The 23,451-nt window shown below is 73.4% G+C and carries 17 protein-coding genes; 7 read left to right on the plus strand and 10 right to left on the minus strand.

The features are described 5' to 3' along the window. Nucleotides 1–9 precede the first annotated feature (9 nt). Together ABZY20_RS04645 and ABZY20_RS04650 are read right to left on the minus strand one after the other, a co-directional pair. Nucleotides 10–3,600, minus strand: coding sequence for an ATP-dependent DNA helicase (locus ABZY20_RS04645; RefSeq protein WP_356436479.1), 3,591 nt, complete (start codon nt 3,598–3,600; stop codon nt 10–12). Nucleotides 3,601–3,877: 277 nt separating this feature from the next. Beyond that, complete coding sequence (locus ABZY20_RS04650; RefSeq protein WP_356436482.1) at nt 3,878–4,267, minus strand: MGMT family protein; 390 nt, start codon at nt 4,265–4,267, stop codon at nt 3,878–3,880. Between the two features lie 186 nt (nt 4,268–4,453). Here ABZY20_RS04650 and ABZY20_RS04655 point away from each other — a divergent pair, with 186 nt between their 5' ends. The 3 genes from ABZY20_RS04655 to ABZY20_RS04665 all read left to right on the plus strand — a co-directional run bounded on the left by ABZY20_RS04655 (nt 4,454) and on the right by ABZY20_RS04665 (nt 10,453). Further along, nucleotides 4,454–7,183 carry a lysylphosphatidylglycerol synthase domain-containing protein gene (locus tag ABZY20_RS04655; protein ID WP_356436485.1) on the plus strand — a complete coding sequence of 910 codons (2,730 nt, stop codon included), beginning with the start codon at nt 4,454–4,456 and terminating at the stop codon, nt 7,181–7,183. 117 nt (nt 7,184–7,300) lie between these two features. Further along, a complete protein-coding gene (locus ABZY20_RS04660) occupies nt 7,301–8,848 on the plus strand; it encodes an alpha/beta fold hydrolase (RefSeq protein ID WP_356436488.1) in 1,548 nt (515 codons plus the stop codon). A 135-nt stretch (nt 8,849–8,983) separates the two neighbouring features. After that, on the plus strand, nt 8,984–10,453 hold the full coding sequence (locus tag ABZY20_RS04665) for an alpha/beta hydrolase (protein ID WP_356436491.1): 1,470 nt from the start codon (nt 8,984–8,986) through the stop codon (nt 10,451–10,453). A gap of 71 nt (nt 10,454–10,524) precedes the next feature. On the opposite strand, the gene moeZ is transcribed toward ABZY20_RS04665, so the two are convergent. The 7 genes from moeZ to ABZY20_RS04700 all read right to left on the minus strand — a co-directional run bounded on the left by moeZ (nt 10,525) and on the right by ABZY20_RS04700 (nt 20,152). After that, a complete protein-coding gene (moeZ, locus tag ABZY20_RS04670) occupies nt 10,525–11,703 on the minus strand; it encodes an adenylyltransferase/sulfurtransferase MoeZ (RefSeq protein ID WP_356436493.1) in 1,179 nt (392 codons plus the stop codon). A 63-nt stretch (nt 11,704–11,766) separates the two neighbouring features. Beyond that, entirely contained in the window at nt 11,767–12,516 is a 750-nt protein-coding gene (locus tag ABZY20_RS04675) for a spherulation-specific family 4 protein (RefSeq protein WP_356436496.1), read from the minus strand. Then, complete coding sequence (locus ABZY20_RS04680; RefSeq protein WP_086560583.1) at nt 12,504–13,463, minus strand: NAD-dependent epimerase/dehydratase family protein; 960 nt, start codon at nt 13,461–13,463, stop codon at nt 12,504–12,506. Before ABZY20_RS04680 ends, ABZY20_RS04675 begins: the two co-directional genes overlap by 13 nt. A 114-nt stretch (nt 13,464–13,577) precedes the next feature. Continuing rightward, nucleotides 13,578–14,909, minus strand: coding sequence for a hypothetical protein (locus ABZY20_RS04685; protein ID WP_356436499.1), 1,332 nt, complete (start codon nt 14,907–14,909; stop codon nt 13,578–13,580). Between the two features lie 158 nt (nt 14,910–15,067). Next, nucleotides 15,068–16,837, minus strand: coding sequence for a DUF3492 domain-containing protein (locus tag ABZY20_RS04690; protein ID WP_356436502.1), 1,770 nt, complete (start codon nt 16,835–16,837; stop codon nt 15,068–15,070). Nucleotides 16,838–17,108: 271 nt separating this feature from the next. Continuing rightward, nucleotides 17,109–18,587, minus strand: coding sequence for a DUF3152 domain-containing protein (locus tag ABZY20_RS04695; RefSeq protein ID WP_356436504.1), 1,479 nt, complete (start codon nt 18,585–18,587; stop codon nt 17,109–17,111). A 497-nt stretch (nt 18,588–19,084) separates the two neighbouring features. Next, on the minus strand, nt 19,085–20,152 hold the full coding sequence (locus ABZY20_RS04700; protein ID WP_356436507.1) for an alpha/beta hydrolase: 1,068 nt from the start codon (nt 20,150–20,152) through the stop codon (nt 19,085–19,087). 259 nt (nt 20,153–20,411) lie between these two features. Between ABZY20_RS04700 and ABZY20_RS04705 the strand changes: the two genes are divergently transcribed. From ABZY20_RS04705 to ABZY20_RS04720, 4 genes are all read left to right on the plus strand, one after another. Continuing rightward, nucleotides 20,412–20,630, plus strand: a complete 219-nt coding sequence (locus ABZY20_RS04705) for a hypothetical protein (RefSeq protein WP_356436510.1) — start codon at nt 20,412–20,414, stop codon at nt 20,628–20,630. Between the two features lie 206 nt (nt 20,631–20,836). Then, a complete protein-coding gene (locus ABZY20_RS04710) occupies nt 20,837–21,484 on the plus strand; it encodes a TetR/AcrR family transcriptional regulator (protein ID WP_356436513.1) in 648 nt (215 codons plus the stop codon). Nucleotides 21,485–21,654: 170 nt separating this feature from the next. Continuing rightward, nucleotides 21,655–21,882, plus strand: coding sequence for a DUF3107 domain-containing protein (locus ABZY20_RS04715; RefSeq protein ID WP_356436516.1), 228 nt, complete (start codon nt 21,655–21,657; stop codon nt 21,880–21,882). A 197-nt stretch (nt 21,883–22,079) separates the two neighbouring features. After that, the gene (locus ABZY20_RS04720) at nt 22,080–22,349 is read left to right on the plus strand and encodes a hypothetical protein (protein WP_356436519.1); all 270 of its coding nucleotides are present in this window, start codon (nt 22,080–22,082) and stop codon (nt 22,347–22,349) included. A 324-nt stretch (nt 22,350–22,673) separates the two neighbouring features. Here the strand turns inward: ABZY20_RS04720 and ABZY20_RS04725 are convergent, their stop codons facing one another. Then, nucleotides 22,674–23,423 (minus strand): ferritin-like fold-containing protein, encoded by a 750-nt coding sequence (locus ABZY20_RS04725; RefSeq protein WP_356436522.1) that lies wholly within the window; start codon nt 23,421–23,423, stop codon nt 22,674–22,676. Between the last annotated feature and the right edge of the window lie 28 nt (nt 23,424–23,451).

Genomic DNA, 23,451 nt, shown 5'->3' on the forward strand with positions numbered 1-23,451 from the left:
TGCGATGGGTCACTCCACGATGTGACGTCCCTCCTGGCGCGCGCTGCAGGAGGCCTGGAACGCGCAGTGGGTGCAGTGCTGCCCGGCGGTCGGGGTGAAGCGCTCGTCGAGGACCTTGCCGGCGGCAGTGGCCAGCAGGTCCCCGACCCACTCCCCCTCCAGCGGCTGCTGCGCCTGCACCTTGGGCAGGGTCTCGCCGCCGTCGCGGCGGGCGGCGCCCTGGCGCAGGTGGACGAGTTCGGCGCCGCCCGGCTCGGGGCGCACGCCGTCGAAGGCGTCGTCGACGGCGCCCTCCCGCACGGCCAGCTGGTAGACGGCGAGCTGCGGGTGGCGCTCCACCTCCTTGCCGGTGGGTGCCTGCTTGCCGGTCTTGAAGTCGACGACGTAGGCGCGGCCGTCGCCGTCCGTCTCGACGCGGTCCATCTGGCCGCGGATGCGCACCTGGTACTCGCCCGCTTCGAGGGTGACGTCGAAGTCGTGCTCGCTGGCCACCGGGGCGCGTCCGCCGCGGTCCATCACGTGCCACTGCAGGAACCGCTCGAGCGCCACGCGCGCGTTGTCCTTCTCCTGCTGCGACTTCCAGGGCGCGTCGAAGGCGAGCGCGTTCCACACGGAGTCGAGGCGCTCCAAGAGGACGGACAGATCGGCCGGGGTGTGCCCGGAGGCGACCTCGTCGGCGAGGACGTGCACCACGTTGCCGAAGCCCTGGGCCGCCGTCGCGGGGGCGTCGGCCTTCACCTCGCGGCCCAGGAACCACTGCAGGGCGCAGGTGTTGGCCAGCTGGTCGAGGGCGCTGCCCGAGAGGACGACGGGCTGGTCGCGGTCGCGCAACGGCACCTTGGACTCGGTCGGCTCGAACATGCCCCACCAGCGGTAGGGGTGCGCGGACGGCACCAGGGGGCGGCCGTCCTCGTCGGCGAGGGCGGCGAGCCGGGCCAGGCGCCGGGCGGCGGCCTCCCGCAGCGCGTCCGAGACGCGCGGGTCGACGGTGGTGGCGCGCAGTTCGGCGACGAGCGCCGCGACGGACAGGGGGCGGCGGGGGCGTCCCGTGACGTCCTTGGGTTCGACGCCGAGTTCGGTCAGGAAGCGGGAGGGCTGGTCCCCGTCGTCCGCCGGAGCCTTGACCGCGGTGACGACGAGGCGCTCCCGCGCGCGTGTGGCGGCCACGTAGAACAGGCGGCGCTCCTCGGCGAGCAGGGCGCCGGGGGTGAGGGGGTCGGCGAGTCCGTCGCGGCCGATGCGGTCGGCCTCCAGCAGGGAGCCGCGGCGGCGCAGGTCCGGCCAGAGCCCTTCCTGGACGCCCGCGACGACCACCAGGCGCCACTCCAGGCCCTTGGAGCGGTGCGCGGTCATGAGGCGGACGGCGCCGGGGCGTACGGCACGCCGGGTGAGGGTGTCGGCGGCGATGTCCTCGGCGTCGATCTCCTCCAGGAAGTTCAGCGCGCCCCGGCCGCCGGTGCGCTCCTCGGCGCGGGCGGCGCTGGCGAACAGCGCGCAGATCGCGTCCAGGTCGCGGTCCGCGTTGCGTCCCGCCGCGCCGCCGCGGCGGGCGGCCCGCTCCAGACGGGTGGGCCAGGGTGTGCCCTCCCACAGGTCCCACAGCGCCTCCTCGGCCGTACCGCCACCGGCCAGCCGTTCCCGGGCCTTGCGCAGCAGCGCGCCGAGCCGCTGCGCGCCCCGCGCGTACGTGGGGTCGTGCACGGCGAGCCGCTCGGGTTCGGCGAGCGCCCGCGCGAGCAGGACGTCGGAGGGCGGCGGCAGCGGGTTGCCGGCGGCCCGCTCCTCGTCGCGCAGGGCGCGGCCGAGGCGGCGCAGGTCGGCGGCGTCCATGCTCGCGAGGGGCGAGCTGAGGAGGGTGAGCGCGGTTTCGGTGTCGAGCCAGCAGTGGTCCGGCTCTCCGGACGGAGCATCGTCGGCGCCGGCGTCTCCATCGACAGTCCCGGGCTCGGAGAGGGCTGCCTGCGCCGTCCGGGGCTCGGCAGCTCCCGCCTCCGCCGTTCCGGAAGCCGAAGCTTCCGCCTCCGCCGGCCCAGACTCCGAGGGTCCTCCCTCCGCCTCCGCCGGCCCAGACTCCGAGGGTCCCCCCTCCGGCGCCGCAGACCCGGATGCTCCCGACTCGACCGCGCCGGCCCCCGAAGCTCCCGCCTCCGCCACCGCAGCCCTTGAAGCTCCTGCCCCCGCTGCCGTCCCAGTCCCCGCAAGCCCCGCCTCCGCCGCGGCCACCGCCCGCAGCGCCGTCAGCAGCGGCGCGACCGCCGGTTCGTGGCGCAGCGGCACGTCGTCGCCGTCCACGTCGACCGGGACGCCCGCCGCCGTGAGGGCGCGGCGGACCGTCGGGATCGTGCGGGAGCCGGCCCGTACCAGCACCGCCATCTCGCCCCACGGAACCCCGTCCTCCAGATGGGCCCGGCGGAGGATGTCGGCGATGTTGTCCAGCTCCGTCCCCGCCGTCGGGTACGTGTAGGCCTCCACGCGGCCGCCTTCCCGCACGGCGGCGAGTTCGCGGTGGGCGCGGACCTTCTCGGCGGGCAGCCGGGTCAGCGGCATGCGCTGGGTGAGCAGCCGGGTGGCGGCCAGCAGCGCGGCGCCGGAGCGGCGGGACGTGCGCAGTACCGCGACGGGGGCCGGGCGGCCGTCCGCGCGCGGGAAGGCGTACGGGAATTCCAGGATGCCGTTCACGTCCGCCCCGCGGAACGCGTAGATCGACTGGTCGGGATCCCCGAAGGCGACGAGGGTGCGCCCGTCGCCCGCCAGCGCGTGCAGCAGCCGCACCTGGGCGGGATCGGTGTCCTGGTACTCGTCGACGTAGACGGCGTCGTACCGGTCGGCGAGCCACGCGGCGACCTCGGGGCGGCGGGCGAGGAGCACCGCGCGATGGACGAGTTCCGCGTAGTCGATCACGCCCTGCAGGTCGAGCACGTCGAGGTACTCGGCGAGGAAGGCGGCGGCGGCGCGCCAGTCGGGACGTCCCGTGCGGCGTGCGAAGGCGTCCAGGGCGTCGGGGCCGAGGCCCAGTTCCCGGCTGCGGGCGAGGACCGCGCGGACCTCGTCGGCGAAGCCGCGGGTGGTCAGGCAGGCGCGCAGGTCGTCCGGCCAGCGCACGTGCGCGAGCCCGCGCCGCTCCAGGTCCACCTGGCCCGCGAGGAGTTCCCGCACGGAGACGTCCTGCTCCGGGCCGGACAGCAGCCGCAGCGGCTCCACGAACAGGTCGCTGTCCTGGTGGGCGCGGACCAGGGCGTAGCAGAAGGAGTGGAACGTGGTCGCCTGCGGAGCGCGGGCGGCGCCGGTCCGCAGGGCCATGCGGTCGCGCAGCTCGACGGCCGCCTTGCGGCTGAAGGTCAGCACGAGGATGCGCTCGGGGTCCCCGCCGCGGGCGAGCCGCTCGGCCACGGACTCCACGAGCGTGGTGGTCTTGCCGGTGCCCGGACCCGCGAGGACCAGCAGCGGTCCGGAGGCGTGGTCAACCACGGAGCGCTGCGGGGCGTCCAGAAGAGGGGGGTCCGGTCGGGCAGGAGGGGTACGTACCAGTCGGTAGGCGCCATGGCTCCCCCGCCGCACCCGGGGGTGCGACAGGCCGCTGGTGGAGGAAGAGGAGCTCACGTGGTTCGCCGGTTCTGGTGGATGTGCGGGTTGGCGGGCCCTCGCGCGCGTGGCGGGCGGTGACCGCGGGGTGACGGGGACTCGTGCGGCCGACGCTACGCCGGGGAATGAGGCGGAAGGGGGACTTCCCCTTCTTCCCACCGGTCACTCCCGGCGCCCTCGGCACTCCTGGCGCTCGCGCCCCTCGTCTCTCGAACGTACGTCATGGCGGCGGTGTGCCCCGATTCCCCCGTCCGGATCACGGGTCACACGACGGGCCGCGCAATGGCCGAAGCTGTCAGGTGTGACCCTCCGCGCGTTCGCCGCCGTCCCACCGCGCCCGTCTCATGTCGATGCGCGGCGGGTGGCCCTCGGCGGCCCGGCCCGCCTCCTTCAGCGGCGTGCCCTCGTCGCGGTAGTGGCCGAGCGCCCGCTGTTCGTGTCCCGGGAGCAGGACGCCGTCCGCGCGGACGACACGCCACCACGGGGCGGCTCCCCCGTAGAGGGCCATGACGCGGCCCACCTGGCGCGGCCCGCCCTCCTCCAGCCACTCGGCGACGTCCCCGTAGGTCATGACCCGGCCGGGCGGGATCAGTTCGGCGACGTCGAGGACGCGCTCGGCGTAGGCGGGCAGCGCCGGTGCGCACTCGTCGCCGTACCGGCCCCCCTCAGGGCTCTGCTCACTCATCCGCCCCATCCTGCCCCACCCCACCGACAACGGGACGTGGGTGCTCCGGAGCGTTTGCCCCACCTTGCCGGAGCGCGTCGGGCAGACTGTCCGCCCCCGCATGTGCACCCTGATGCCCCCGTGTGTCGGTGTGGCATGCCACCATCGTGCGGGCGGTGACCGGTGATACGAGACCAAGAAGAGACGATGAAGCAGCAGGGTGCGCACCCCGAGAACACGGAGGGCACCTCTGACGCTTCGTCGCGCCCGGACACCGGGGACGGCGGCCGCAAGGGCCCCCTGAAGAAGGCGCGGCAGGTTCCCGAGGAGCCCGACGTCGCGCACATCGACGAGGTGGACGGCGACGAACCGCTGCTCCCCGCGCGCGTGCACCGCCCCTCGGACCTCATGCGGCTGCTGGTGGGCGTGCTGGCCATCGCGGTGCTCATCGGGATCGCCGCGTTCGCGCACGGCACCACCTCGGGCCTCGAACAGGACATCAACAAGGGCACCGGGCAGGCACCCGACCTGCTCATCAAGATCGCGGGCCTGGCCTCCAGCATCGCGATCCTGCTGGTGCCGGTGGCCTTCGCGATCGAGCGGCTGATCAAACGGGACGGGCTGAGGATCGCCGACGGCGTCCTCGCCGCCGTCCTCGCGCACGGAGTGACGCTCGCCACAGACCTGTGGGTCGCCCGGGCCGCCCCGGACTCCATCCAGGAGGCGCTCACCCAGCCCTCCCCGGGCGACGTCCACGCGCTGACCGACCCCGTGCACGGCTATCTGGCCCCGGTCATCGCGTACATGACCGCCGTCGGCATGTCCCGCAGACCGAGATGGCGTGCGGTGCTGTGGGTCGTGCTGCTCCTCGACGCCTTCTCGATGCTCGTCACCGGGTACACGACCCCGTTCTCGATCATCCTGACCGTGCTGATCGGCTGGACGGTGGCCTACGGCACGCTGTACGCGGTCGGCTCCCCCAACGTCCGGCCGACCGGCCAGACCCTGATGGCGGGCCTGCGGACGGTCGGCTTCCGCCCGGTCAGCGCCTCCCGTGAGGACACCTCGGACCAGCCGGACACCGGCGACCGCGGCCGGCGCTACTTCGTGACGCTGGAGGACGGCCCGCCCCTGGACGTGACGGTCGTGGACCGGGAGCAGCAGGCGCAGGGCTTCTTCTACCGCGCCTGGCGCAACCTGACCCTGCGCGGCTTCGCCACCCGCAGCAGCCTCCAGTCCCTGCGGCAGGCCCTGGAGCAGGAGGCGCTGCTGGCCTACGCGGCCATCGCGGCCGGCGCCAACGCGCCCAAGCTGATCGCCACCTCCGAGCTCGGCCCCGACGCGGTGATGCTCGTCTACGAGCACAGCGGCGGCCGGACCCTCGACTCGCTGCCGGACGAGGAGATCACCGACGACCTGCTGCGGGACACCTGGCACCAGGTGAAGGCGCTGCAGTCCCGGCGTATCGCGCACCGCAGGCTGGTGGGCGACGCGATCCTGGTGGATCGTTCCGGCACGGTGATCCTGACCGACCTGCGCGTCGGCGAGATCGCGGCCGGCGATCTGCTGCTGCGCATGGACATCTCCCAGCTGCTGGTGACCCTGGGCCTGCGGGTGGGCGCCGAGCGGGCGGTGGCCTCGGCGGTGGGCGTGCTCGGCCCGGACGCGGTGGCGGGCTGTCTGCCGATGCTCCAGCCCATCGCGCTCAGCCGCTCCACGCGCGCGACGCTGCGCAAACTGGCCAGGGAGCGGGCCCAGCGCGAGCGCGAGGCGGTGCTTGAGGCGTCCCAGCAGGCCAAGCAGGCCCGTCTGGAGGAGGACGCGGAGAAGGCCGTACCCGTCCCGGGCAAGCCCGACAAGAAGGCCGTACGGGCGGAGCAGCGGGCCGAGAAGCGGGCGATCGACGAGGCCCTGGAGGAGGCGCGCGAGGAGGACCTGCTCACGCAGATCCGCCACCAGGTGCTGCGCATCCGGCCCCAGGCACCGGTCGAGCCGGCCCGGCTGGAACGGGTGCGCCCGCGCACGCTGATCAGTTTCATCGCGGGCGCGATCGGCGCGTACTTCCTGCTGACGCAGCTCACGCACATCGAGTTCGGGCCGCTCATCGCCAACGCCGAGTGGGGCTGGGTCGCCGCGGCCGTGCTGTTCTCGATGGGCAGCTACTTCGCGGCGGCGATGGCGCTGCTGGGGTTCGTGCCCGAGCGGGTGCCGTTCCTGCGGACCGTGGCGGCGCAGGTCGCCGGGTCGTTCGTGAAGATCGTCGCCCCGGCGGCGGTGGGCGGTGTCGCCCTCAACACGCGCTTCCTGCAGCGCGCGGGTGTGCGGCCGGGGCTCGCGGTGGCGAGTGTGGGCGCGTCCCAGCTGTTCGGGCTCGGCTGCCACATCCTGATGCTGCTGGCCTTCGGTTACCTGACCGGTACGGAGAAGACGCCGTCGCTGTCGCCGTCCCGGACGGTCATCGCCGGACTGCTGACGGTGGCGGTGCTGGTGCTCGTGGTGACGTCCGTGCCGTTCCTGCGCAAGTTCGTCGTCACGCGCGTGCGGTCGCTGTTCGCCGGTGTCGTGCCGCGCATGCTGGACGTGCTCCAGCGGCCGCAGAAGCTCGTCACCGGCATCGGCGGCATGCTGCTGCTGACCGCCTGCTTCGTGATGTGCCTGGACGCGTCGATCCGCGCCTTCGGCGACGAGTCGACCTCGATCAGCCTCGCCAGCGTCGCCGTCGTGTTCCTCGCGGGCAACGCGCTGGGATCCGCGGCGCCGACACCGGGTGGTGTGGGCGCGGTGGAGGCGACCCTGACGGTCGGTCTGATCGCCGTCGGGCTCCCCAAGGAGGTCGCGGCCCCGGCGGTTCTGCTGTTCCGCCTGCTGACGCTGTGGCTTCCCGTGCTGCCGGGCTGGCTGGCCTTCAACCACCTCACGCGCAAGCAGGCTCTCTGACCGACGGGCCAAGCCGTTGCGCCGCAGCTGAGCGGCCCCTCAGCCCCACCCGCCCCGCCTACCTCGTACGGCACGCGCCCCCGCGCGCCCCGGCCGGCGCCCCCGCAGGATGGAACCATGCCGACCCTCCTCCGGCTGCGCGCCGCCGCCCTGACCGCCACCGCCGTGCTGCTGTCCGCCGTGCTGGCGGGCTGCGGCGGTGACGACGCCCAGGACGTGGACCTCCCGCGGCAGGAGCTGGACTGGAAGGCGTGCCCGGCCCCGGACGAGGCCCAGGGCGGAGGCGCCCCGCCCTCGCCGCTGCCGGACGGCGGCGAGTGGCAGTGCGCCACGATGAAGGCGCCCCTCGACTGGGACGATCCCGAGGGCGACACGATCGGCCTGGAGCTGATCCGGGTCAGGACCACCGGCACCGCGCAGGAACGCATCGGCTCGCTGATCTTCAACTTCGGCGGCCCGGGCGGCTCGGGCGTCACCTCGCTGCCCGCCTTCGCCGAGGGCTACGAGACCCTGCGCACCCGCTACGACCTGGTCAGCTTCGACCCGCGCGGCGTCGGCCGCAGCGCCCCCGTGATCTGCGAGAACGACCAGCAGCTCGACGCGTACTTCCAGCAGGACGCCACCCCCGACGACACCGCCGAGCGCGCCGAGCTGCTGGACAACACCAAGGATTTCAACGACGCCTGCGAGCAGAATTCCGAGAAGATGCTGCCGAACGTGCGCACGACCGACGCGGCCCGGGACATGGACCTGATGCGCCAGGTCCTCGGCGACGACAAGCTGTACTACTTCGGCATCTCCTACGGCACCGAACTCGGCGGCGTGTACGCCCACCTGTTCCCCGAGCGCGTCGGCCGGGCCGTGTTCGACGCTGTCGTCGACCCCTCGCAGAACGCCGAACAGGGCTCGCTCGGTCAGGCCGAGGGCTTCCAGCGCGCGCTCGACAACTTCGCCGAGGACTGCGTGTCCAAAACCGAGGAGTGCCCCATCGGCACCAGCGCGCAGGACGTGAAGGACCGTATCGCCACGCTGCTCGCGGACCTCGACCGCACGCCGATCCCGGGCATCTTCCCCCGCGAGCTGACCCAGACCGCCGCGACCAACGGCATCGCGCAGGCGCTGTACTCGCAGGACTTCTGGGAGTTCCTCACCGAGGGCCTGCAGGAGGCCTACGACGGCAACGGGCAGACCCTGATGCTGCTGTCGGACTCGATGAACGGACGCAGCGAGAACGGCGAGTACAGCAACATCGCCGCCGCCAACACCGCCATCAACTGCGCCGACGACAAGTCCCGCTACGACACCGCCTACGTGGAGCAGAAGCTGCCCGAGTTCCGGGCCGCGTCCCCCCTGTTCGGCGACTATCTGGCCTGGAGCATGATCAGCTGCACCGACTGGGCCGTTCCGGGCGCCGCCGAACACCCGGACGTGAGCGCGCCGGGCGCCCCGCCGATCCTGGTCATCGGCAACACCGGCGACCCGGCCACCCCGTACGAGGGCGCGCGGGCGATGGTGAAGGCCCTGGGCAAGGGCGTCGGGGTCGAGCTGACCTACCGGGGACAGGGGCACGGCGCCTACGACAGCAAGAACACGTGCGTGCAGGGCGCGGTGCACGGCTATCTGCTGCAGGGAAAGGTGCCGCCGGCGGGGACCGTCTGCACCTGAATCCCACCCTCCTCTTGACAGAATCGCAGGTCAGAGGGTTATCCACAGGCTCGGCGGGCCGAGGGTTCATCTGCCTACCATGGCCTGACCGCCATCCGCGGCACGAAGCGGACGGCCTGCGAGGGGGGATGGGCAATGACGCGCTTCGTACGGTGGACCGCTCTGGCGGCCGCCTCGGCCCTGCTGGCCGCGGGCTGCGGCGCCGGCTCGTCGGACGACGGCGAGGGCGGGCTCTCCTGGGGCCGCTGCAAGGCGACCGCCGACGCGCCCGCGCCGAGCGGCGAATGGCAGTGCGCGACCCTGAAGGTGCCGCTTGACTGGTCCGAGCCGGACGGCGAGACGATCGGGCTGGCCCTGATCCGCGCCAGGGCCGACGGCGACGACCGAGCCGGCTCGCTGCTGTTCAACTTCGGCGGCCCGGGCGCCTCGGGCGTGTCCATGATGCCGTCGTACGCCTCGACGGTCTCCCGGCTGCGTGAGCGCTACGACCTGGTCAGCTGGGACCCGCGCGGGGTGGGTGCCAGCGAGGGGGTGCGCTGCCGCGGCGACGAGGAGATCCAGGCCGCCGAGTCGGTCGACGTCAGCCCGGACGACGCCGCCGAGGAGAAGGCGTACTTCGCGGACGCCGCCGCCTTCGGCAAGGGCTGCCAGGAGGACGCCGGGAAACTGCTGGCCCACGTCTCGACCACCGACTCGGCCCGCGACATGGACCGCATCCGGCAGGCCCTCGGCGACGAGAAGATGCACTACTTCGGCATCTCCTACGGCACGGAACTGGGCGGCACCTATGCCCACCTGTTCCCCGAGAAGGTGGGGCGGATGACGCTGGACGCGGTCGTCGACCCCGGCGCCGACACGGTGGGCCACGCCAGGAATCAGGCCCGGGGCTTCCAGCGCGCACTGGACAACTACCTGAAGTCCACCGGCCAGGAGCCCGAGGCGGGCACGCGGAGGATCGTGGACCTGCTGGGGCGGATCGACGCCCGGCCCCTGCCGACGGACACGCCGGGGCGGAAGCTGACCCAGACGCTCGCGGTCACCGGCATCATCCTGCCGCTGTACAGCAAGGACAGCTGGCCGACGCTGACCAGCGCCCTCGAGGCGGCCGAGCGGGGGGACGGCTCGGAGCTGCTGGCCCTCGCCGACGGCTACAACGAACGCGACCCGTCGGGCCGCTACGGCACGACGACCCATTCGCAACGGGTCATATCGTGCCTGGACGACCGGCAGCGGCCGAGCGCGGCCGAGACGAAGAAGCTGCTGCCGGAGTTCGAGAAGATCTCGCCGGCCTTCGGGGCGTTCCTCGGCTGGGACACGGCGGGCTGGTGCCACGACTGGCCGGTGCCCGGACAGCGCGACACCCCGGAGGTGAGCGCGCCGGGCGCGGCGCCGGTCCTGGTGGTGGGCAACACCGGCGACCCGGCCACCCCCTACGAGGGCGCCCGGAGGATGGCCGACGAGCTGGGCAAGGGTGTCGGAGTGATGCTCACCTGGCGGGGCGAGGGACACGGTGCCTACGGCAGCGGGAGCGACTGCGTCGACTCCACGGTGAACGCGTACCTGCTGGACGGATCCGTACCGAAGGACGGCAAGGTCTGCTCATGACGACGGCGGGGGCCCCGGGCACCCGTGGTGCGCGAGACCCCCGCCGCTCGGAGCGTCAGGCCGGATCCGGCTCAGTACACCGGCTTGCTCGGCTCGATCTGGTTGACCCAGCCGATCACGCCGCCGCCGACGTGGACCGCGTCCGAGAAGCCCGCGGACTTCAGCACCGCGAGGACTTCCGCACTGCGGACACCCGTCTTGCAATGCAGGACGATCTTCTTGTCCTGCGGGAGGCTCTCCAGGGCGGTGCCCATGAGGAACTCGTTCTTCGGGATGAGCCGGGCGCCCGGGATGGAGACGATCTCGTACTCGTTCGGCTCGCGGACGTCGATGATGTCGATGCTCTCGCCGTCGTCGATCCACTCCTTGAGCTGCTTGGGAGTGATCGTGGAGTCGGCGGCCGCCGCCTGGGCCTCCTCGGACACGACGCCGCAGAATGCCTCGTAGTCGATGAGCTCGGTGACGGTCGGGTTCTCGCCGCAGACCGCGCAGTTGGGGTCCTTGCGGACCTTGACCTGGCGGTACTGCATCTCCAGGGCGTCGTAGATCATCAGGCGGCCGACCAGCGGCTCGCCGATGCCCGCGAGGAGCTTGATGGCCTCGTTGACCTGAATGGAGCCGATGGACGCGCACAGCACGCCCAGCACGCCGCCCTCGGCGCAGGAGGGGACCATGCCGGGGGGCGGGGGCTCCGGGTACAGGCAGCGGTAGCACGGGCCGTGCTCGGACCAGAACACCGAGGCCTGGCCGTCGAAGCGGTAGATCGAACCCCACACGTACGGCTTGTTGAGCAGCACGCAGGCGTCGTTGACCAGGTAGCGGGTCGCGAAGTTGTCCGTGCCGTCGACGATCAGGTCGTACTGGCTGAAGATGTCCATCACGTTGTCGGCCTCGAGCCGCTCCTCGTGAAGGATCACGTTCACGTACGGGTTGATGCCCTTGACGCTGTCCCGGGCGGACTCGGCCTTGGGACGGCCGATGTCGGCCTGGCTGTGGATGATCTGGCGCTGCAGGTTCGACTCGTCGACCTCGTCGAACTCCACGATGCCGAGGGTGCCCACGCCCGCGGCGGCCAGGTACATCAGCGCCGGCGAGCCCAGGCCGCCGGCGCCCACACACAGCACCTTGGCGTTCTTCAGCCGCTTCTGCCCGTCCATCCCGACGTCGGGGATGATCAGGTGGCGGGAGTACCTGCGAACCTCGTCTACGGTGAGCTCGGCAGCCGGCTCGACCAGGGGTGGCAACGACACGGGGACTCCGTTGGTCGGTCAATCACTACGGTTGTTCTCCCCGTAACAGTGCCATGTGCTTTTTCATTCCGAGACACCTGTTCCGACCAGCGAGACGAATTCGTCCCAGTAGCCGGGCATGCCCACCCAGGGGTCGGCCGTGCCGTCGCGGTCCGTGCGGTCGGTGAGCCAGATCGTGGCGGCGCCCTGCCAGCGGGCGATGCGCAGCGCCTCGTCCAGGTGGGGACGCGGCACACCGTGGACGAAGTGGCAGAAGCGCTCGGGCGAATGGTCCGTGGTCCAGTCGGCGACCTGCGACCAGCGGTAGTCGTTCCACGGGCCGGAGAAAGTGACCAGCTGGTCCGCGAGGTCGACGTAGCCCGGGTGCGGGTGGATGCCGTGGGCGAGGACGATGTGGGCATCGTCACGGACCGCGCGGAGCGCGTCGACCGTGCGGCGTACGTCGCTCAGCCTGACGTGGTCGGCCGGGCAGCGCTCCAGGATGAATCCGTCGACCCGGTACCAGTCGACGTACCGGCGGGCGTCCGAGACGAGGTCGCCGGAGTTCCGGGTGCCGTAGCGGCTGTCGAGGTGGCCGAGGACCCGGACGCCCGCGTTGCGCAGCCGGCCGGCCGCTTCCAGGCAGTGCGGGTCGGGGCGGCTGCCGGGGCCGTCGGCCACGTTGAGGACCACCCAGTGCAGCGGGACGCCGGGGCGGGAGAGTTCACCCCACTCGGTGGGGGCGAGCAGGGGGTGCGCGTAGCCGGGGACGCCGACGCCCGGGCGGAGTTCCGTGCTCGACGTGCGGGGCTGTGTGCTGGTCAGATGCGGCATGCGGCCTCCATCCAGATGTCCGCGAGCGACTCCTCGAGGCCGATCCGGGGGCGCCAGCCGAGCCGGTCACGCGCGGTGCGCACATCGGCCTGCTGCCAGCTGCCGCACCCGTCCGGGTACGGGTACGCGACCGGGGGCGCGTGGTCCGGGTCGGGGCGGGGGTGGCCGATGGCCGGGCGCAGGGCACCGGGCGGGCCGTCGAGTTCGTGGAGGGCTCCGCCGTATCCGGCCACGCGGGCGAGAACCGCGGCGGCGTCGCGAAGGCGCACGGCTCGGCCGGAGCCGATGTTGATGACGCCCTGCGCGGCGGACAGCGAGGCGGCGTGGACGGCGCGGGCCACGTCGCGGACGTCGACGAAGTCGCGCTGCGCGCCGAGGCCACCGAGTTTCAGTTCGCCGTCGCCGGACTGCATGGCGCGGCGCATCGCCTCGGCGAGGCGGCCCAGCGGGGAGCCGGCGGGGGTGCCGGGCCCGGCCGGGGAGAAGACGCGCAGCACGACGGCGTCCAGGCCGGAGCCGAGGACCAGTTCGGTGGCGGCGAGTTTGCTGACGCCGTACGGGCCGCCGGGGCGGGGCACGGCGTCCTCGGCCGTGGAGGAGCCGGGCTGGCTGGGGCCGTACTCCGCGCTGCAGCCGATCTGCACCAGCCGGGCGCCGCAGCCGCTGCGGCGCAGCGCCTCGCAGACGGTGGCCACGGCGACGGTGTTGTGGCGGGTCAGTTCGCGGGCGCCGCCGCGGGTGGCACCCGCGCAGTTGACGACGACGCCCGGGTGGACCGCGTCCAGGAAGCGGGTGAGGGCGCCGGGGCTGCCGGAGGCGAGGTCGAAGCGGACGTCGGCGTCGTCGCCGCGGCCCAGGGCGGTGAGTTGGACAGCCGGGTCGGCGAGCAGACGGTCGGCGACGAAGCGCCCGATGTAGCCGTTGGCTCCGATCAGCAGAACTCTCATCGCGCGGCTCCCGGGGCGGCTGCGGCTCCTGGGTGGGTGGTCATGCGGGTCTCCTTGAGGGGGAAAGGACGGTGGAGCGGGTGCCTTCGGCGGTGGGGCCGCCGCCCGGGGCGGTCACCGCGAGGGCTCCTGTGGTGCGTGGGCCGAGGCCCGGGTGAGCTTGCGGGTCGCGTGGACCAGGAGGGCCAAGGCCCCAACCGCGCAGGCGAGGGCGGGGACGCTGCCGGCGTTCCAGGTGGTGACGAGGGTCTCGACCGGGGTGGCCAGCAGGCCGCAGCCGGGGAGGCGGGAGATGAGGACCGAGGCGAGGGCGGCGACCTGGAGGGCGGCCGTGGCGGCGAGGACCACGCTCGGTGCGTAGGTGAAGCCATGGACGGTGAGGAGGCGGGCCAGGAAGAGGAGGGCACCGAGGGTGAGGGTCTCCGCGTAGGGCGCGGGCTCGCCGAGGAGCGTGGCGCTGACGGCGAGCAGGACCGCGAGGACGACCAGGAACAGGGCGAACGTGCCGAGCAGGAGCGGCCGTACGGCGGTGGCGAAGTCCTCCAGGACGCGGCTGGAGGCGAGCCGGCGGCGAGCGCGTGCGGTGAGGAGGTGGGCGAGCCAGGCCGCGGGCGCACAGGCGGCGGTGAGGGCGAGGACCGGGGCGGCCGTGAGCGGCCAGGGGCCGTCGGCGGTGCCGGTGGGCAGCGCGTGGGGGCCTCCGGTGACAGCGCTGTGGAGCAGGCCGTCGCCCAGCAGGGAGTAGCCGGCGAGCCACAGGACCCAGGGGGCGGTCCTGCCCCGTGCCGCGCCGGGCCGGGGTCCGGGTCGGCCCGCGTCGGTCCTGCTCAGGGGGCCGCGGCGGAGGGCGGCACGCAGGGCCAGGATCACGGCGCACAGGCCTGCCGCGGCCGCGAGGAGGCGTGACCGGCCGTCGGTGAGGTGCACGGCGGACACGGCGGCGGCGCACAGCGCACCCGGCAGAAGGGTGAGCAGGACCCACCCGGCGCGCACACGGGGCGCGTCGGGCGGAGTGGGCGTGGGCGCGTCCCCGTCCCGGGAGGCGCGGGCGTACATCTCCTCCGCCAGGGAGAAGACGTCCCGGTGGCGGAAGCGGGCGGCGGTGCGGTCGGTGATGCCGTGGGCTTCCAGGCCTGCCGCGATCTCGAGGGGGTCGACCGCGCGGGCGCAGAGCTCGCGGTGACGGTGCATCAGCGCCTTCACGGGGTCGGCGGCACCGCGGCGGGGAGCGGGAGCCTTGCGGTCGGAGCCCGTCTGCCGGACGGCGGACGGGGTGCGGTCGGAGCCCGTCCGCTGGACGGACCGGGTGCGGTCGGTGGCCGGCTCCGGTTCGGCGGAGGTCGCGTCACCGGGGGCCGCTGCAGGGGCGGGCGAGCCGAGGCTCGGCGAATGCCCCGCGTCGGCGTTCCGGGCGCCCGGACCGGACGGAGCGCCGGGAGCGGCCATGGCGCCCGAGCCGGACGGAGTGCCTGGCCCGGACGAGGTGCCTGGACCGGATGGAGCACCCGAGCCGGATGGAGCACCCGAGCCGGACGGAGCGGCCGGACCGGGCGGGGTGCCCGGGCGGTGCAGTTCTCCCAGGTCCTTCATCGCGCTCCCTTCCTTCATCGCGCTCCCTCCGGGGCGGGCACGGGAGTGTTGGCTCGCACGGGGCTGCCGGCGGCCCAGCCGGGGACACTGCGGGCCGCGAGGTCGGGTGCTGCGGCGTTCCACCGCACCGGCACCTGCGCCTCGGCGGGGACCGCGAAGGGCAGCGGCTCCCCCGCCCCGTCGAGGAGGGCGCGGCTCACGGGCGCACGCGAGACGATCTCCAGGTAGATGCTGTGGAACGCCTCGATGTTCTGCTCGACCGTGAACAGTTCCAGGGCCCGGGCGCGCGCGGCGGCGCCCAGGCGTGCGCGGCGCTCGGGGTCACGCAGCAGCGCCACGCACGCGTCGGCGAGCGCCCTCGGGTTGCGGGGCGGGACGACGAGCCCCGTTCCGCCGATGACCTCCACGACCGCGCCGACGTCCGTCGACACCGTCGCGCGCCCGCTGAGCATGGCCTCGACGAGGCTGATCGGGAAGCCCTCGACGACGCTGGACAGGACGGTCACGGCGCCCGCGGCGTACGCGTCGGCGGGGAAGGGCAGGTCCGGTCCGCCGATCTCCTCGAAGGAGACCGGGTTGTCGCCGGGGGTGTGCGGTCCCTCTGCTTCGTCGGGGAAGAGCTGGGCGGCCAGCGCCCTGCAGTGGTCGAGGTAGGCCGCGCCCTCGGGGCCGGCCGGGGCACCGACGATGCGCAGGCGCGTCCCGGGCTGCTGCTTGCGGACCTCCGCGAAGGCGTGCAGGAGGGAGACGAGGTCCTTGGCGGGTTCGACCCGTCCCACCCACACGAGCGCGTCGGGATCGGCGCACTCGGAGGACTCGCCGACCTGCGCGAAGGGCCGGGCGTCCATGCCGGGGTAGACCGTGCGCTGCTTCTCGCGGGCGGCTCCGCAGCGCTCCTGCCAGCGGCGGGTGTGGGTGTTTCCGGCGGTGACGACCTCGGCCCGGGCGTAGGCCTCGGCCGCGAGCCGGCCGTGGAAGGCGGCGAGCAGGGACCGTACGGCGGGAGGGGCGCCGGGGGCGGTGAGGTAGTGCGTCCGCAGCCGCACGCCGTACTCGGTCACCAGCAGGGGAACGCCGTTGAAGTGCCGGGTCAGCAGGCCGGGCAGCACGGCCGTACCGCCGGAGGCGGCGTGGCAGAGGTCGACCGCGCCGAGCCCGTCGTCCTCGTACCAGTCGAGGCCGAGGGGGTGCAGGGCGCGTTCCAGGTAGGCGGCGACGGTGAGCAGATCGGGCACGCGCGCCTCGCGCGCCGCACGATGGACGCCGGGCGCGCGACAGGCGCGTTCCAGCAGGCGCACGGCGGCCTCGGAGCGCAGGGCGCCGGCCAGGCCGCCCTCCTCGCGGGCGAGTTCGGCGAGCCCGTAGAGGGCGTAGGCGAAACGGTCCGCCTCTGCGGTCGGCGCATCTTGGGAGGCGTCCGTGGAGGCACTTTCGACGGCGTTCCCGGTGGCACCCGCCGCGGGCCTTCCGTCCAGGGCCGCCGCTCCCGCGGACACCCCGCACAACACCCCGGCCAGTTCCCCGAAGCACTCGGCGAACCGCCGGCGTGCGCGGCGGCCGGGCAGCACTCCGTCGTCCTCGGCCAGCCACGGCGACGCGGTCCGCACCCGCTGGACGTTCGGCGGCAACGGGATCCAGCCCTCGTCCTCCTGGCGTTCGCTGCGGCTGAACGCGTAGACGTCGAACTCGTGTTGTCCGAGCCCGCGCACCAGCCGGTCGCACCAGAGCCTGGCGTCACCGCTCACATACGGATAGCCACCGTCCGTAAGCAGTCCGATGCGCACGAGCGCACCCCCGATCTCCCGTGTGGGGAGCCGCCGTTGCCCGGCGGCTCGCAGCGGGACGAACGTATGCGGACAAGGCGGTGGCGCGATGGACGGTTGTCCGTCGCACCACCAAAAGGGGTGAACGGACGTAACTTTCCTGTGCGGGTCGCGTTCCGTCGCGCTAGGAGATCATCCGGGCACGGATCGTCATAACGCGACTCACAGGACTCATGCGGGGCTCATCCGGGGCTCATGCATGGCTCACGGACTCGCGCCGCCGCGCGGGCCGTCAGCTGTTCGGGTAGGGCCAGGCGTTGGCGCGGCAGTCCACGCCGTCGTGGTCGATGAACTTGGTCTGCTGCTGCATGACCGGAGCGAGGGCGCCGTCCTGGTCGCAGGTGACGTGGCCGTAGCCGAGGCGGTGCCCCACCTCGTGGTTGATCAGCATCTGCCGGTAGGCGTGGATCTTGTCGCCGTACGTCTCCGAGCCCTGGGCCCACCGGTAGGCGTTGATCATCACTCGCTCGGTGGCGGCGGAGTCGCAGGAGACGTTGTCCACGGTGGTGTCGAGGCCGGACTTGGCGCACCAGTCGGCGGTGGTGCCTGGGCTGGCGAGGGTGATGACGAAGTCGGGCGTGCCGGAGTGGATGCGCTCGAAGGTCCGGGCGCCGTTGTGGGCCCAGCTGCGCTGGTCGTTGAGCGTCTTCTGCACGGCCTCGGCGAAGAGTTCGGGGTCCAGCCCGAGCCCCTGCTCCACGTCCACGCGGTAGGTGAACTTCTGTCCCACGCCCGGCGCCTTCGCGATGCCGGGCACCGCGTCGAACTCCCCGGAGCCCTTGAGGTCGGCGCCGAGCGGGTACGTCCGGTCCATCTTCTCGTCGTAGGTGAGCGACTTGGCGCCGGGTTTCGGGGCGGGCGCCCGGCCGTCGGCGCGGGACGCGGAGTCGCGCAGGTCGCGGCTCTGGTCGGTGGCGGACTGCGACTGCACGTCGGCTCCGCCCGTGTCCTCGGCGACCTGGCCGGCGACGATGACGGCCAGGACGGTCGTGACGGCGGCGGCCGCGATGCCCGTGAAGGTACGGCCCTTGCCCCCCTTGCCGGGCGCGGGCACGCCGGAGGGCTCCGCGCCGTCATCGGCGCCGGAGCAGGCGTCGGCCGGGGTGCCCGCGTTCCAGTCCGCGGCGGAGGCGTAGGCGTCCGCCGCGTGCGCGGAGGCGGGCGTACGGGGCGCGAAGACGTCGTCCTCCTCGTCAAAGGCGTCGAGATAGTCCTGCCGCGGCTCGGGCGCGGAGGCCCGGCGCTGCCGAGGTATCGGTGCACCGGGACCGGCATCGGGACCAGCACCGGCATTGACCCCGGCCCCCGCTCCGGCCGGGGCGCCGCCCCCGCCGTTGCCCCTCAACTCACCCCAGCCGCCCCCGGCCTCCCGTTGCTCGGGGTGCCCGCCACGCACCTGCGGGAAGCCGTGCGCGGGCGTGCCGTCGGGCAGTCGCGGCACACCCTGGGCGGGTGTCCCGTCGGGCAGCCGGGGAACGCCCCGGGCCGGAGTGCCGTCGGAAAAACGAGGCACCCCGCGCGCGGGGGTGCCGTCAGGGAACCGCGGAACACCCTGCGCGGGTGTTCCGTCGGGGAATCCGGGAACTCCACGTGCCGGAGTGCCGTCCGGCAGCCGGGGCATCCCGTGCGCAGGCGTCCCGTCCGGCAGTCGCGGCATGCCGTGCGCAGGCGTCCCGTCCGCAGGCCTGCCCTCCGGCATACGCGGCGGCATCCCGTGCGGCGGCGTGCCGTGCAGGGGCGTCCCGCCGGGAAATCCGCCGAATCCGTGGGGCAACCCACCGAGCCCGCGGGACGGCCCACCGGGTCCTGGCGGCGCCCCACCAGGTCCGTGCGGCTGCCCACCGGGCCCACGCGGAGGAGGACCGACACCCTGCAGAGGAGGACCGGCGCCGTCCAGCGGGGCACTCGTCCCATGCAGCGACGCGCCCGGCCCGAGCATCGACCCACCCGGCCCGTTCAGTGGCGGACCGGACCCGGGTGCGGGACGCGGCCCCGGCACCCGGCGAGGGCCCCCGCCCGACGGCGGCCAGCCGCCCGGCGCCGGGCCGGGCGGTGCCGTTCGGCCCGGCCGGTCCGGGTCGGGTGCCGGACCCTGGCCCGGTCTCGGACCCGGTGCGGCCCCGGCTCGGCCGTCCCGTACTGCGGTTGTCTCCGCGGTGTCGCGCTTGGCGGCAGGCCCGCGGCGGCTGTGGCGTCCCACGTCGCGCCTCAGCCCCCCATACTCTCGTCGGTGCTCTCTGGGTCGACGGCACGGCCCGCGCGGGCGTCCGATGCGCTCTCGTCCGCCGCGCCCCGAGCCCGCCGCGCACGCCGCGCACCCAACTCCCCCGATGTCTCGAGGAGTTCACGAAACGCCAGGGCCACCGTCTCCGGATACTCCATCATGGCGACGTGCCCGGCGTCCGGCAACGTCACCAGCCGCGAGTCGCGAAACGCACGGGCGGCCTTCTGCGCCATGCGGAAGCCGACCAGCTGGTCGCGGCCGCCGTAGACGAGCAGCGTCGGCGCGAGGACGCGCTCGGCCTGGCGCCACAGTCCGTGCTGGCCACCCAGGGTGTAGGCGTTGACGATCCCGCGCGCGGACCGTGCCATCGCGTCCCAGAAGTACGGCAGCCGCAGCCGCCGTTCCATCTCCTGCACGGCGTGGTGGAAGCCCTCCGGTGTCACCCGTCCCGGATCGCCGTAGCAGAGGGCCATCACGCCGCGGACGCGCTGCTCCGCCGTCCACGCGCGGGTGAGCCGGGTGAACAGGGGCGCGATACCGGGCACCGCGAGCAGCCCCGTGGGCACGGCGGAGCGCTGCACGCGGATCTCGGGCAGGGCAGGCGACACGAGGGTGAGCGTACGGACGAGATCGGGCCGGACCGCGGCGACACGGGTGGTGATGGCGCCACCGAGCGAGTTCCCGAACAGGTGCACGGGGCCGCGGCCGGAGGCGTCGAGGTAGCGGATGACGGCGCGCGCGTGCGCGGTGACCGAGTAGTTGCCGTCGTCCGGGGGCGGGGAGTCGCCGAAGCCGGGCAGATCGACGGCCTCGCTGTCGACGACGTCCTCCAGCAGCGGCATCAGCGCCGACCAGTTCTGCGAGGAACCCCCGAGCCCGTGCACGTACAGCGCGGGCGGCAGGTCCTCGCGCGCGGGCGGACGCGACCGCACCGACAGAGTGACCCCGGGCAGCTCGACCGACCTCAGCCGCTCCCCCTCCGCGACCCTGACGGTCCCCACCTTCGGCAGCACGTTGGCGGGCGGCACGATCGGCAGCTCGGTCGAAGACATGCGGCAATGTTACGAGACGATCACGCACTGGCTCATGTGTTCGCCATCACAGGAATAAGCCATTCGGAAGGCGTGGAAGGGCAGCCACGGAGGCACCCGTACGGGAGCCGGCAGGGAAGCAGCCGGCGGGATGCGCGCTGCGTCACGCACCGGACGCGGATCGCATAGCGTCCGGATCGGGTGTCTCCTAGGCTCGTACAGAGGGCACCCGCGTGTGGCCCCTGCATTCCCAGGGACGTTCGTAGGAAGGGAGCCCAGCATGGCCGTAGACCCCACCGACCCGGAGACCTTCGAGGCCGAGACCGAGGAGACGACGGAGGACGTCGAGGCGCCCGAGGCCGACGCGGCCGAGCAGCACACGGACCTCGCGCCGGACCGCGACGACCCGCTGACCGGCGTCGACCCCGCCCGCGCCAACGAGGCCGATCTCGCGGAGCAGGCCCGGGTCGTCTCGCTCGACGAGGACGACTACCGGTGACGTCCGCCGCCGCGGGGCGACGCTGAGCCCGCTGAGCAGGAAAGGGGCCGTATTTTGCCCGCTCTGTCCCTGTTTGAAACCTTCTCGATCGCTTTCATAACCGTCCGGTCCGTGAAATTCTGCGCTCTCACCGCGCACACCACGGTTACCGAAAAGTACGATGGCGACGCGGCCAGATCCGCACGTGGACGACTATGGGAGGCGGCGTGACAGCCATCGAGCAGACAGAGGCGGTTCGCCCGCGGGGCACACGCCTGCCGCGCCGTGCCCGACGCAACCAGCTTCTGGGCGCCGCCCAGGAGGTCTTCGTGGCCCAGGGGTACCACGCGGCCGCCATGGACGACATCGCCGAGCGCGCCGGTGTCAGCAAGCCGGTGCTCTACCAGCACTTCCCCGGCAAGCTCGACCTGTATCTCGCCCTGCTGGACCAGCACTGCGAGTCGCTCATCCAGTCCGTGCGCCACGCGCTCGCGTCGACGACCGACAACAAGCAGCGCGTGCGGGCGACGATGGACGCCTACTTCGCGTACGTCGAGGACGACGGCGGTGCCTTCCGCCTGGTCTTCGAGTCGGACCTGACGAACGAGCCCGCGGTGCGCGAGCGTGTCGACAAGGTGACGAACGACTGCGCGGAGGCGATCTGCGACGTCATCGCCGAGGACACGGGCCTGTCGCGCGCCGAGTCGATGCTGCTCGCCTCGGGTCTCGGCGGACTCGCCCAGGTGGTGGCGCGGTCGTGGCTGCACAGCGACCGCAGCGTGCCGCGCGACCAGGCGGTGCAGCTGCTGACGTCGCTGGCGTGGCGCGGCATCGCGGGCTTCCCGCTGCACGGGACGGACCAGCAGCAGCACTGACGGACAGCGGCACGAGGGGCCCCGCGCACCGCCGAGGGGCTCCTTGTTCCCGTCCGTTGTTCGCTCGTGGCGTTCTCGGGCGGAGCGTGTACGTCCCCTCACCGGGCTAATGTGTGCTGCGTACGGCGCGGAAGGTCGCGCACATCACTGACCGTCGGAGGGACATAGCCGTGGAGGTCAAGATCGGCGTGCAGCACGCGCCCCGCGAGATCGTTCTGGAGAGCGGTCAGAGTGCCGAGGAGGTCGAGCGGGCCGTTTCCGAGGCACTGGCCGGGAAGACGCCGCTGCTGAGCCTCGTGGACGAGCACGGCCGTAAGGTCCTGGTACCGGCGGACCGTCTCGCGTACGTCGAGATCGGCGAGCCGGCCCCGCGCAAGGTGGGCTTCGGCGCGCTGTAGGCGCCTGCGTCGTGAAGGGGGCGGGACGGCCGGCGGCCGTCCCGCCCCCTTCACGTTCCGCCTCCCCTTGCGGCGCACGGGTCCCTCCACGGATGGCCCACAGGTCGCTCACAGAGGTGGATTGGATTCCGCAGGTCAGGGGTAAGACGGGCTACGACCGATTTGGGCAGGCCGGCCGTGTGGGAGGGACCCCCGACATGCTCCTGGAAACCCTGAGCTCCGCGATCCTCGGCCTCGCCCTGGCCTGGGCGGCCACACTGCGCCTGCCGCACCGTCTGCCGGCCCGGCCCCTGGTCCTGTCCACCGGAGTCGCCGGAGCCCTGTTCGGGGCCTTCGTCATGCACAGCGCGCTGGACGCCGGGCACCTGCTGCTGGTCCTGCTCGGCGGGGTGATCGTGTCGGTGGCCTCGCTGTCGCTGCTGCTGCGCCCGGCGGGCCGCCTGCGCCGACGATCGGCGACGGCCTAGCCGCGAGCGGGGGTCCGGCCGCGGCCATGAGCGGGAGCGCTTCAGCGCGTATGTGAAGCGCGTCAGCGCAAGGGCTTCAGCGCGTATGTGAAGCGCGTCAGCGCAAGGGCTTCAGCGCAAGCGCGTCTCCCCGTGGCGCACGCAGGGGGCGACAGAAACCGGCACGCGTCACGCGTCACGCGTCAGGGGCGCGGGAAGCCCGCGCCCCAGCCGACGATCCGTGCGCCCGCGCTCGCGCCCAGCCGACGAGCCGTGTGGCCGGCCCCGCGCCCAGCCGACGATCCGATCCGTACGGCCGCCCCGCGCGGCGCGGCGCGCGGCGCGCTACGCGGCCAGACCCAGTGCCGCCATCCGCTTGGTGTGGGCCTCGGTGATCCGGGAGAACATCTTGCCGACCTCGGCGAGGTCGAAGCCGGCCGCGACACCGCCCACCAGCATGGTCGACAGCGCGTCCCGGTCGGCGACCACCCGCTGCGACTGCGACAGGGCCTCGCCCATCAGCCGCCGCGCCCACAGCGCGAGCCGGCCGCCGACCCGCGGGTCGGCCTCGATCGCCGCGCGCACCTTCTCCACGGCGAAGCCGCCGTGCCCCGTGTCGTCGAGGACGGCCAGCACCAGGTCGCGGGAGTCGGAGTCCAGGCGGGCCGCGACCTCGCGGTAGAAGTCGCTGGCGATGGAGTCGCCGACATAGGCCTTGACGAGACCCTCCAGCCAGTCGGAGGGAGCCGTCTGCTTGTGGAAGCCGTCGTACGCCGCGACGAACGGCTCCATCGCACGCGTGGGCTCCTCGCCGATCTCGGCGAGCCGGTCGCGCAGCCTCTCGAAGTGGTGGAACTCGGCCGACGCCATCTTGGCCAGCTCCGCCTTGTCCTCCAGCGTCGGCGCCAGCTTGGCGTCCTCCGCGAGCCGCTCGAACGCCGCGAGTTCCCCGTACGCGAGCGCACCGAGCAGGTCCACGACCGCGGCGCGGTACTGCGGGTCGGCGGAGGCCGTCGCCCAGTCCCGTGCGGCGACTCCCGCGGATGCGGCGGGGGCGGTGTCCGAGGCGTTCTCAGGCTTGTCAGAGCTCGTCATGAAGCGCACAATAGCCCGCTCTCCGGGA

Source organism: Streptomyces sp. NPDC006624 (assembly GCF_040611555.1).
GTDB lineage: Bacteria > Actinomycetota > Actinomycetes > Streptomycetales > Streptomycetaceae > Streptomyces.

Excerpts from the sequence above, each read along its gene's own strand:
- ABZY20_RS04665 (WP_356436491.1), top strand. The coding sequence starts at position 8,984 with ATGACGCGCTTCGTACGGTGGACCGCTCTGGCGGCCGCCTCGGCCCTG.
- ABZY20_RS04685 (WP_356436499.1), bottom strand. The coding sequence starts at position 14,909 with ATGGCCGCTCCCGGCGCTCCGTCCGGTCCGGGCGCCCGGAACGCCGAC.
- ABZY20_RS04720 (WP_356436519.1), top strand. The coding sequence starts at position 22,080 with ATGCTCCTGGAAACCCTGAGCTCCGCGATCCTCGGCCTCGCCCTGGCC.
- ABZY20_RS04660 (WP_356436488.1), top strand. The coding sequence starts at position 7,301 with ATGCCGACCCTCCTCCGGCTGCGCGCCGCCGCCCTGACCGCCACCGCC.
- ABZY20_RS04725 (WP_356436522.1), bottom strand. The coding sequence starts at position 23,423 with ATGACGAGCTCTGACAAGCCTGAGAACGCCTCGGACACCGCCCCCGCC.
- ABZY20_RS04655 (WP_356436485.1), top strand. The coding sequence starts at position 4,454 with ATGAAGCAGCAGGGTGCGCACCCCGAGAACACGGAGGGCACCTCTGAC.
- ABZY20_RS04675 (WP_356436496.1), bottom strand. The coding sequence starts at position 12,516 with ATGCCGCATCTGACCAGCACACAGCCCCGCACGTCGAGCACGGAACTC.
- ABZY20_RS04650 (WP_356436482.1), bottom strand. The coding sequence starts at position 4,267 with ATGAGTGAGCAGAGCCCTGAGGGGGGCCGGTACGGCGACGAGTGCGCA.
- ABZY20_RS04705 (WP_356436510.1), top strand. The coding sequence starts at position 20,412 with ATGGCCGTAGACCCCACCGACCCGGAGACCTTCGAGGCCGAGACCGAG.
- ABZY20_RS04680 (WP_086560583.1), bottom strand. The coding sequence starts at position 13,463 with ATGAGAGTTCTGCTGATCGGAGCCAACGGCTACATCGGGCGCTTCGTC.
- ABZY20_RS04700 (WP_356436507.1), bottom strand. The coding sequence starts at position 20,152 with ATGTCTTCGACCGAGCTGCCGATCGTGCCGCCCGCCAACGTGCTGCCG.
- ABZY20_RS04695 (WP_356436504.1), bottom strand. The coding sequence starts at position 18,587 with ATGCCGCCGCGTATGCCGGAGGGCAGGCCTGCGGACGGGACGCCTGCG.